Genomic DNA, 9,156 nt, shown 5'->3' with positions numbered 1-9,156 from the left:
ATCAGAGTCTTACTTCTATCCTCTTACCTCTTACCTCTAAAAGCAATAATGGTGGCTATAGCGCAGGGGCCCACCTCTTCCCATTCCGAACAGAGAAGTTAAGCCCTGCAGCGCCAATGGTACTTGGGTAACACCTGGGAGAGTAGGTCGCCGCCAACCCCTTTTTTATTCCTAAGCGAATAAATAACCCTTCAGGCCCCTTTACAGCAATGTAAAGGGGCTTTTTTATGTTCTGCCTCTCAAAAAACTAAAGCAACCTAAAGCCTTTCTGCAATATGTCCAAGGGCTTTTATAGCTCTCTCCCCTAAACACTCTACCCCAAATACAGGGGGCCCGCAGGAGGGTAAAAATCCTAAAAAGGGAAAACCCCCTTCTATACCTATATGGAGGGGGGATTTAGCTCGGACTGGAGCTGGAAAAAGCGTAAGCTTAATGTCCTTTTCTTGCCCGCACCATCTCTTTTTTACCAGGCGCTCCGGGTAGCGTCTCCACGGTCAACGCCAGTGAGTTCAGATCCCGCTTTAACTGACCCTTGGCGCAGTATGTGCAAAAAAGACCCTCAGTGGCCAAAGCGGCAGCCACCTTTGCAAGAAGTGGCTTTTCCCAAAGCTCAGGCTGCTTGCTGGGCGCAAAGGCATCAAAGAAGACTACATCATAGCTCGAAGAAGAGAAATCAATTTCCTGAAGGGGGGTGGTTGTCTTGTGCAAAACAAAGGAGTCTTCTATAATCACATCTTCTTCCCAGGAGGCTTCATGAAGGCGCAGCATATCCGCCTGCCCACCCAGCAAGTCTGCATAGTTCAATTCTTGGACTAATGCCAGCGAAATGGGGTAAGGTTCCAGCGTAGTAAAGCGCAGCTGTACCCCATGCCGTTTTGCCCACTGCAGGCTCAATAGTGCATTCAGGCCTGTACCAAAGCCAATCTCCAGCACCTGCAGGCTACGGGCGTCAGCATGCTGCTCCCGCCAGGCATCCAGGCCTTGTCTGATGAAAACGTATTGTGACTCCTGCAAAGCACCATGGTGGGAGTGATAGGTCTCATTTAGCACAGGATGAAAAAGGCTGTGGCTGCCATCGCCTGTTTTGATCAGCTGAGGCTCCTGGCCAATGGGTTGTTCACTCATACATTGTAGGTCTGAGGGGGCGTATCCAGCGTCGGGCTCACCCGGTAGAGCATCACAACGGCATAAGCCGAAACCCCCTCCATGCGGCCTACAAAGCCCAGTCGTTCGGTGGTGGTTGCTTTGATGGAGATGTCTTCGGGACGCATTTTCATTACTTGTGCCAGCGTTTGCTGCATACTGCCGATATGGGGGCGAAGCTTCGGAAGCTGCAAACAGACGGTAGAATCGATATTGCCAATTTCCCATTTATGCTCCCGAATGAGCGCTACCACATGGGCCAGCAGTTTTTTGCTGTCGATTCCCTTATACTGAGGGTCAGTGTCGGGAAAATGGGCGCCTATATCGCCCAGGTTAGCTGCACCCAGCAGGGCATCGCAGATCACATGGATCAGTACATCGGCATCGGAATGCCCCACGGCACCATGAGTATGCTCGATCTGAATACCGCCCAGCCAAAAGGCCTGTCCTTCGGCCAGCTGGTGGACATCATAGCCCATGCCCACCCGAAACTGGGGCATGTGAGGAGTAGTAATCATGCTGTTTTAGATTTAGCGATATAATGCAGGGTAGAGGAATTTTGGGGCAGCAGAATCTCGTTGGCCATTGCCCGGATATCATCGGCCGTTACGGCCTGTATGTAGTCAGCTTCCTTATTGACCAGATCCGGATCTCCCAGCAGCGCACTAAAGGCCAGGTTCATAGCCCGGTTCAGCAGCTCTACCTCGGAAAATACCAGACTGGACTCGGCCTGATTCTTTACCTTTTGCAGCTCTTCTTCGGAAATACCCCCTTTTACCTGCTCGATGATGGCAGCAATTTCCTGCTCGGCCTGCTGATGGGTAAAGCCGGGTTTTAGCTTGCCGCTAATGACCAGTAGCCCCGGATCCATAGAACCGGTTACGTAGGCCGAGATATCAGCAAACATCTGCTTGTCCCGCACCAGGGTCTGGTACAGCAGGCTGCTCTTGCCTCTTCCCAGTACATCGCTCAGCAGATCGGCGGTGTAGTAGCGGGCATCGCTGCGGCCGGGCATGTGGTATACTTTGTAGAGAGCATTCAGGGGTACGTCGGCTTCTACCGTCTCCAGACGGGCTTCGGTCTGAGGCTGCTCCAGGGGTAGTTTACGCTCATAGGGAGCACCAGCCGGAATGGGACCAAACCACTTTTCGCTCAGAGCCTTTACCTGCTCCAGCTCCACATGGCCGGCTACCACCATAATGGCATTGTTAGGCAGGTAGTACTTGAAGAAGAACTTCTGCACATCCTCTAGGGTGGCCTCTTCTATATGCTTTATCTCCCGGCCAATGGTAGCCCAGCGGTAGGGGTGCTGCTTGTAGGCCAGTGGGCGCAGCTTCAGCCATACATCGCCATAGGGCTGGTTGAGGTAGCGCTGCTTGAATTCCTCAATCACCACCTTGCGCTGCACCTCCAGTACTTTGGGATCAAAGCTCAGGCTCATCATGCGGTCGCTCTCCAGCCAGAAGGCCGTTTCCAGGTTTTCGGCCGGCAGGGTAATGTAATAGTTGGTGATGTCGGGCGAGGTGAAGGCATTGTTTTCACCCCCTACCAGCTGCAGGGGCTCATCATAGGAGGCAATGTGCTGGCTGCCGCCAAACATCAGGTGCTCAAAAAGGTGGGCAAAGCCCGTCTTGTGCTCGTCCTCATCCTTGGAGCCTACATTGTACAGAATATTCACAGCCGCCAGGGGGCTGGAGTGATCCTCATGTACGTATACCTGCAGGCCATTTTGGAGGGTAAACGTTTTATAATCGATCATAGAAAACAACAGTAGTGTGTAGGTATAAAACGGCTCGGGCTCCTGCTTGTTGGAGAAGAAATTTGGGCCATTCTGTAATATAGCCCAAGAACTTACCTGCCTGCCAGAGCAAAGGTAAAAAATATTTCCTAGCTCCGCCGAAAAGGCTACCTTTGGCATCGGAGAGTATTTTTATATGAACTTCCAGAGAGAACATTTTTCAGACGAAGAGCTGCTTACCATCTATGAGGCCCTGCTGTGGCCCCGGATGATTGAAGATAAAATGCTGATTCTGCTGCGGCAGAACAAGATCAGCAAGTGGTTTTCGGGCATAGGCCAGGAGGCTGTGGCCGTGGGGGCAACCCTGGCCCTTGAGGCAGATGAGTACATTCTGCCCATGCACCGCAACCTGGGGGTATTTACCACCCGCAATGTACCATTTGAGCGCTTGTTTGCTCAGTTTCAGGGGAAAAAGTCCGGATTTACCAAGGGCCGGGACCGCTCCTTTCACTTTGGTACAAAGGAGCACCATATTGTGGGCATGATCTCGCACCTGGGGCCTCAGATGGCCCTGGCCGATGGCATAGCCCTTGCACATAAGCTGGATGGCGAGAAAAAGGTAGCCCTGGTCTTTACCGGTGATGGCGCCAGCTCCGAGGGCGACTTCCACGAGGCCCTGAATGTGGCCGCCGTATGGGACCTGCCGGTGATCTTTGTGGTGGAAAACAACGGCTGGGGCTTGTCTACCCCCAGCAGCGAGCAGTTTCGCTTCCGGCACTTTATAGACAAAGGGCCGGGCTATGGCATGGAAGCGGTGCAGATTGATGGTAACAACATTCTGGAGGTATACAGCACCATACGCCGCCTGGCGGCCGATCTCAGGGAAAATCCCCGCCCGGTGCTGGTAGAGGCCATGACCTTCCGCATGCGGGGGCATGAGGAAGCCTCTGGCACCAAATACGTACCCAAAGAACTCTTTGAGATCTGGGGCAAGAAAGATCCGGTAGAGAACTATGAGCGCTTTCTGTTGCAGGAAGGCGTACTGAGCGAAGAGCAGCGTAAAAAGATCCGCGCTGCCATCAGCAAAGAAATTGAACAGGGGCTGCAGGGCGCTTTTGCTGAAGCTGAGCCCCAGGCCGATACTAGTGAGGAAGTAGGGGATATGTATGCCCCCTACCAGCAGCAGGTGGTTGAACCTGCCAGTGGGCAAACCGAAGAGAAGCGCTTTATTGATGCCATTTCGGACGGCCTGCGGCAAAGCATGCAGCGCTTTCCCGAGCTGGTGCTCATGGGCCAGGATATTGCCGAGTACGGCGGGGTCTTTAAGATCACCCAGGGCTTTGTAGAGGAGTTTGGCAAGGAGCGGGTACGCAATACCCCTCTGTGCGAATCGGCCATCATTGGTGCCGGGCTGGGCCTGAGCATCAAGGGCCGCAAGGCTATGGTAGAGATGCAGTTTGCCGATTTTGTGACCTGTGGCTTTAACCAGATTGTCAACAACCTGGCCAAGATCCACTACCGCTGGGGACAAAATGCCGATGTGGTGGTGCGCATGCCCACCGGGGCAGGCGTAGCGGCAGGCCCGTTTCACTCGCAGAGCAACGAGGCCTGGTTCTTTCATACTCCTGGCCTGAAGGTGGTGTACCCCTCCACCCCCTATGATGCCAAGGGGCTGCTGTGTGCGGCGCTGGAAGACCCCAACCCGGTCATCTACTTTGAGCATAAGGTGCTGTACCGCTCCCTGAGTGAGGCCATCCCCAGCGACTACTACACCCTGCCCCTGGGCAAGGCACGGGTAGTGCAGCAGGGCAGTGAGCTGGCCATCATTACCTATGGCATGGGTGTACACTGGGCCAAACAGGTAGCAGAGCAGCTGGGCGTATCGGCCTACATTCTGGACCTGCGGACCCTTTTGCCCTGGGATAAAGAGGCCGTAGCCGAAGCAGTAAAACAGACCGGCAAGGTGCTGGTGCTGCATGAGGATACCCTTACGGGGGGTGTAGGGGGTGAAATAGCCGCCTGGATTGCCGAACACTTGCTTCACCTGGCTGGATGCTCCTGTGATGCGGGAGGCCAGCCTGGATACCGCTGTACCCTTTGCCCCGCCGCTGGAGCAGAACTTTCTGCCCAAGAGCAGGCTTGCTCAAAAGCTGGAAGCGCTCATGGCCTTCTAAATGAACTAATTAGTCCGGCCTGTTGTAGTTGTAACATCTTAATACCTGCTGCTTTGAAGCACATTACCTCATTTCGTTTGCCGCTGTTCCTGCTTGTACTGCTGGGGGCACTGCTCTTTGGGCAGGGAGCCGGCGCGCAGGTCGTAAACGATTTTGAGCGTGAATTAAAGACAGAGAAGCAGAAGAAACGTGCCAAAAAGAAAAAGCGCAAGGATCCCGACCACTCCCCACGAGACAGGGTGGTAAACCTGCGCAAGAAACCACAGCAGCACGACCCCAAGCCGGGATCATATCGCACCGATAAGGAAAAGCCGCGTCTTGAGGAAATTCCCTCCATAGACGGCAGGGCCGCCCGCCACCTGATGCGGGAACGTCCCCGGAAGGTGGGCCAGCCTAAAGGCACCGCTTTTGGCGGCCGCTTACGCCAGCCAAAAGGAGAGGTAAAGGAGCCGGGCACCCATTATACGGAGCGTTCAGACCGTCAAGGAAAGCAAGCCACAGCCTCCCGCGGTACTCAGCATGATGGCCAGCTATCGGTAAAGCGGCGGGAGATCGATGAGCCCGGAAAGGTATACGATAAAAAGGAGCGGGAGAGGGGAGCCCGCCGCCGTGATCTGCGGGGCACCGATAACCAGGGCGACCTTAAGGTAGATCGCAGGTCTATAAACCAGCCCGGCGTGGTATACAATGATAAGGACCGTCAGAAGGCAGTGAGGCGCAAGCCACCAACAGGTACTGATCACCAGGGACATCAAACCGTAAAAGCCTCAGAACGGGTAGCCCCCGGCACCCACCATTCGGAGCGGAATGAAAAAGCTGGGCAGCGCTACAGCAGCTACAACGCCACCCGCCATGGTGGCAACAAATCGGTAAAGACCAAATATGTGCGGGAGCCTGGCACGCACTGGTCGGAGCGCAAGGCCTCGTTTGCCAAGCAGTATAGCAGCACCCCGGCCACCAGCCACCAGGGCAATACGCGCATGATGACCCAGCGGCAAAAAATGGTGTATTACGGCGATCTGTCCGAAAAAATGAACCAGTACCGGGGCAATCTAAAGATACGCAAGCGCGATGCCGACATGCACCCCAGCGTGGTGGCCCGTTACAACAGGCTGCGCTCCGATGAACAAAGGGCCAAAGCCCGGAAACGAAGCAATACGATTAACCGTATCTTTACAAGTAAGCAGCAGCCCAAAACGGTAAAGGCAAAGCCCATGAAGCCGCGCTACGATAAGGGGGAAAGTGAGATCTGGTATGAGTAATATGAAGTGGAATACGCTCGATTCGGTAGAAGAACTGGAGCAGCTGAAGCAAAAAAGCCATCAGCAGCCCATCATCATCTTTAAGCACAGCACACGCTGCCCCATAAGCCATATGGCGCTTAGCTGGTTTGAGCGTTCCTGGAATGGGGAGGAGATGGGGGCTGCAGAGCCCTGGTACCTGGACCTGATCCAGTACCGGCCCGTATCCTCACAGGTAGCGGCCGAGTTTGGTGTGCAGCATGAGTCGCCGCAGCTCCTGCTGATCGAGCAGGGCAGGTGTACCTACCACCGCTCGCATTCCAACATTTCCTATAAAGAGCTTAAGAAAAAACTGGATCAGGAATAAGCAGAAATTCAGGCTTGATCAGAAATTAAAGCTGATGTTCTGCTGAATATCGGGGTGCAGGCTTTGCGCTACCGGGCAGGTAAGAGCCGCTTTTTTCAGCTTGTGTTTTTGTTCATCTGTAGCCGTGTGGGCGCCCGGCCACTCCATGTGTACATCTATGGCCACAATGCGGCGGGGTGTATTGCTGCTCATGTGCTTGGTTATTTCCCAGTGTAATCCGCTAAGGTCCACGTCGTTCTTCTCCGCCCAAATGCCCATAATGGTTGCCATACAGCTGCCCAGCGCGGCTGCTACCAGGTCGGTAGGTGAAAAAGCCTCTCCCTTTCCGTTATTGTCCACGGGTGCATCGGTGACAAATGAGCTTCCTGACCGGCTGTGGCGTACTTCGGTGCGTAAATTTTCGTTATATCTTCCCGTACTGGTTGGCATAAACTAGTGCGCTGCTTTTTAGTTATCCTATTAATTCCTACCTTCAAACATACACAGATACGCATTTCAAACAATGAAGGCGCCTATATTTTGCATACTTTTTGCCAGCTTCCTGCTGCTTACCCTTGAGGCCAGCGCCCAGCAGCGCGAGAAAGAAGAAGATGAGTATACCCGCGAATATGTATGGGGTATCAACAAAAACACCAACGGGGGCTATATAGGCGGCTTTAACCTCAAGTTTTCCCGCAGGGTGCAGCCCAGCATGTTCCGCACCCTGGGTTTTGAGATCGTGAATGTAAAGCATCCCAAAGAAATCAGGGTGCCGGCTTTCTCCGGCGGCAGCTTTATTCTGGGCAAGAGCAACTATCTGTACAGCATGCGCTTTAGCTATGGCATGGAGCGTCTCCTGTTCCGCAAAGGGCCTCAGCAGGGGGTGCAGGTTACGGTACACGCCTCGGGCGGACCCACCCTGGGCATCATAGCCCCCTACTACATAGAGGTGCATGGGGGGAGCTCCAGCGTATCGGGCTTTACCACCACTGCCCAGTACGATCCCTACAACAGCGCCCATGTGGTAAACAACATCTATGGTACCGGCAGGCCACTGGAGGGCATTGGCCAGAGCGATATTACGGCCGGTCTGCATGCCCGTACCGGCTTTAGCTTTGAGTTTGGCACCTTCCGCACCAATGTAAGCGGGCTTGAGCTGGGCATCATGCTGGAGGCCTTTCCCAATGAGGTGGTATTGCTGCCCCGTTCAGAAAACCAGCGCCTGTTTCCCTCTGCCTACATCACCCTCTTTCATGGCAGCCGCCGCTAAGGAAGCTGGCTGTTATGCGAATTAATCCGTACCTTTGCGCTCTATAGAAGGGAGGTTATCCGATGATTGAACTACCCGTTATTTCGCAGGAAGTAACCAGAACCAAAAAGCCCAACTGGCTGCGCGTAAAGCTGCCGGTAGGTAAAGAATATGCCCGCGTTCGCAAGATTGTAGACGAGAATAAGCTGCACACCATTTGCGAGAGCGGCAATTGCCCCAACATGGGCGAGTGCTGGGGTGCCGGCACAGCTACCTTTATGATCCTGGGCAATGTATGCACCCGCTCGTGCAGCTTCTGTGCCGTAGCCACCGGCCGGCCACCGGAGTATGACCTGGACGAGCCCCGCCGGGTGGCCGAAGCCATCCATACAATGGGCGTAAAGCATGCCGTAATTACCTCCGTAAACCGCGATGAGCTCAAAGACCGGGGTGCCGAGATCTGGTACCAGACCGTACGCCTGATAAAGGAGCTTTCGCCCGCCACCACTATAGAAACCCTTATTCCCGATACCAAAGGCAACTGGGAAGCTCTGGAGCGCATGATCAGCGCCGGCCAGGAGGTGGTAAGCCACAACATGGAAACCGTAGAGCGCCTGTATCGCCCCGTGCGTCCGCAGGCCAAATATGCCCGCAGCCTGGAGCAGATCCTGCGCACCAAACAGGCCGGAAAACGCACCAAGTCGGGCATTATGCTGGGCCTGGGCGAAACCCAGGACGAAGTGTTTAAAGCCATGGATGATCTGGCCGCCCACGGCCTGGACATCCTCACACTGGGTCAGTACCTGCAGCCCACCAAAATGCACATTGAAGTGGCCGAGTTTATTCGGCCCGAGGTCTTTGAAATGTACAAGGAAGAAGGGCTAAAAAGAGGACTCAAATATGTAGAATCCGGACCTTTGGTACGTTCTTCTTACCATGCCGAGCGGCATGTGCATGTGTAAATAGCATTATTCTGAGCATATCTGGGGGCTTCTGTAAAAAGAAGCCCCTTTCTTTTTGTGTTTTTCTTACCCCCTACAGCTTTGGGTCCGTTCTTGCCTTGTTGCGGGGCAGGGGGGCAGCTATCTTTGTAGTACTAGGTTTTCATGTAGCAGTAAAATCCTTTTCGAGAGTTGAATAATGAATGTTAAACATGAGTCATCCCGAATTTTTAGCGGGACACTTAATAAAAAGGCCTCAGAATGAATCTTGAGGCCTTTTTTATTAAGGTAGGCTGTCATCTCGACCAGCGCGGCCGCCGCGCG

General features: G+C 54.0%; 8 protein-coding genes, 1 rRNA gene and 1 pseudogene. 6 read left to right on the top strand and 4 right to left on the bottom strand.

Annotation, left to right across the window (positions count from 1 at the left end; translation table 11 throughout):
- The first annotated feature begins 47 nt into the window (after positions 1-47).
- A 5S ribosomal RNA gene (gene rrf, locus ADICEAN_RS18830) occupies positions 48-159 on the top strand.
- A gap of 270 nt (positions 160-429) precedes the next feature.
- Here rrf and mnmD read toward each other — a convergent pair.
- From mnmD to ADICEAN_RS18815, 3 genes are all read right to left on the bottom strand, one after another.
- Positions 430-1,050: a tRNA (5-methylaminomethyl-2-thiouridine)(34)-methyltransferase MnmD gene (gene mnmD, locus ADICEAN_RS18825; RefSeq protein ID WP_236612960.1), complete on the bottom strand. Its 621-nt coding sequence runs from the start codon at positions 1,048-1,050 to the stop codon at positions 430-432.
- 71 nt (positions 1,051-1,121) lie between these two features.
- On the bottom strand, positions 1,122-1,643 hold the full coding sequence (gene ispF / locus ADICEAN_RS18820; protein WP_009197252.1) for a 2-C-methyl-D-erythritol 2,4-cyclodiphosphate synthase: 522 nt from the start codon (positions 1,641-1,643) through the stop codon (positions 1,122-1,124).
- Between the two features lie 14 nt (positions 1,644-1,657).
- The gene (locus ADICEAN_RS18815; RefSeq protein ID WP_040398240.1) at positions 1,658-2,902 is read right to left on the bottom strand and encodes a M16 family metallopeptidase; all 1,245 of its coding nucleotides are present in this window, start codon (positions 2,900-2,902) and stop codon (positions 1,658-1,660) included.
- A gap of 175 nt (positions 2,903-3,077) precedes the next feature.
- On the opposite strand from ADICEAN_RS18815, the pseudogene ADICEAN_RS18810 reads away from it, so the two are divergent.
- The 3 genes and pseudogenes from ADICEAN_RS18810 to ytxJ all read left to right on the top strand — a co-directional run bounded on the left by ADICEAN_RS18810 (position 3,078) and on the right by ytxJ (position 6,663).
- A pseudogene (locus tag ADICEAN_RS18810) lies at positions 3,078-5,055 on the top strand (alpha-ketoacid dehydrogenase subunit alpha/beta).
- 77 nt (positions 5,056-5,132) lie between these two features.
- Positions 5,133-6,317, top strand: a complete 1,185-nt coding sequence (locus ADICEAN_RS18805; protein ID WP_040398238.1) for a hypothetical protein — start codon at positions 5,133-5,135, stop codon at positions 6,315-6,317.
- Complete coding sequence (gene ytxJ, locus ADICEAN_RS18800) at positions 6,310-6,663, top strand: bacillithiol system redox-active protein YtxJ (RefSeq protein WP_316928541.1); 354 nt, start codon at positions 6,310-6,312, stop codon at positions 6,661-6,663. Before ADICEAN_RS18805 ends, ytxJ begins: the two co-directional genes overlap by 8 nt.
- An 18-nt stretch (positions 6,664-6,681) precedes the next feature.
- Here ytxJ and ADICEAN_RS18795 read toward each other — a convergent pair whose 3' ends face one another.
- Positions 6,682-7,092, bottom strand: coding sequence for an OsmC family protein (locus ADICEAN_RS18795; RefSeq protein WP_009197248.1), 411 nt, complete (start codon positions 7,090-7,092; stop codon positions 6,682-6,684).
- A gap of 73 nt (positions 7,093-7,165) precedes the next feature.
- Between ADICEAN_RS18795 and ADICEAN_RS18790 the strand changes: the two genes are divergently transcribed.
- Complete coding sequence (locus ADICEAN_RS18790; protein ID WP_009197247.1) at positions 7,166-7,912, top strand: hypothetical protein; 747 nt, start codon at positions 7,166-7,168, stop codon at positions 7,910-7,912.
- Positions 7,913-7,974: 62 nt separating this feature from the next.
- Positions 7,975-8,853, top strand: a complete 879-nt coding sequence (lipA, locus tag ADICEAN_RS18785) for a lipoyl synthase (protein WP_009197246.1) — start codon at positions 7,975-7,977, stop codon at positions 8,851-8,853.
- Positions 8,854-9,156: the final 303 nt, after the last annotated feature.

It is taken from the genome of Cesiribacter andamanensis AMV16, assembly GCF_000348925.1.
GTDB classification, from domain to species: Bacteria; Bacteroidota; Bacteroidia; order Cytophagales; family Cyclobacteriaceae; genus Cesiribacter; species Cesiribacter andamanensis.
This window is presented reverse-complemented; position numbering and strand designations above follow the sequence as displayed.

Excerpts from the sequence above, each read along its gene's own strand:
- ispF (WP_009197252.1), bottom strand. The coding sequence starts at position 1,643 with ATGCCCCAGTTTCGGGTGGGCATGGGCTATGATGTCCACCAGCTGGCC.
- ADICEAN_RS18815 (WP_040398240.1), bottom strand. The coding sequence starts at position 2,902 with ATGATCGATTATAAAACGTTTACCCTCCAAAATGGCCTGCAGGTATAC.
- ytxJ (WP_316928541.1), top strand. The coding sequence starts at position 6,310 with ATGAGTAATATGAAGTGGAATACGCTCGATTCGGTAGAAGAACTGGAG.
- ADICEAN_RS18795 (WP_009197248.1), bottom strand. The coding sequence starts at position 7,092 with ATGCCAACCAGTACGGGAAGATATAACGAAAATTTACGCACCGAAGTA.
- ADICEAN_RS18790 (WP_009197247.1), top strand. The coding sequence starts at position 7,166 with ATGAAGGCGCCTATATTTTGCATACTTTTTGCCAGCTTCCTGCTGCTT.
- lipA (WP_009197246.1), top strand. The coding sequence starts at position 7,975 with ATGATTGAACTACCCGTTATTTCGCAGGAAGTAACCAGAACCAAAAAG.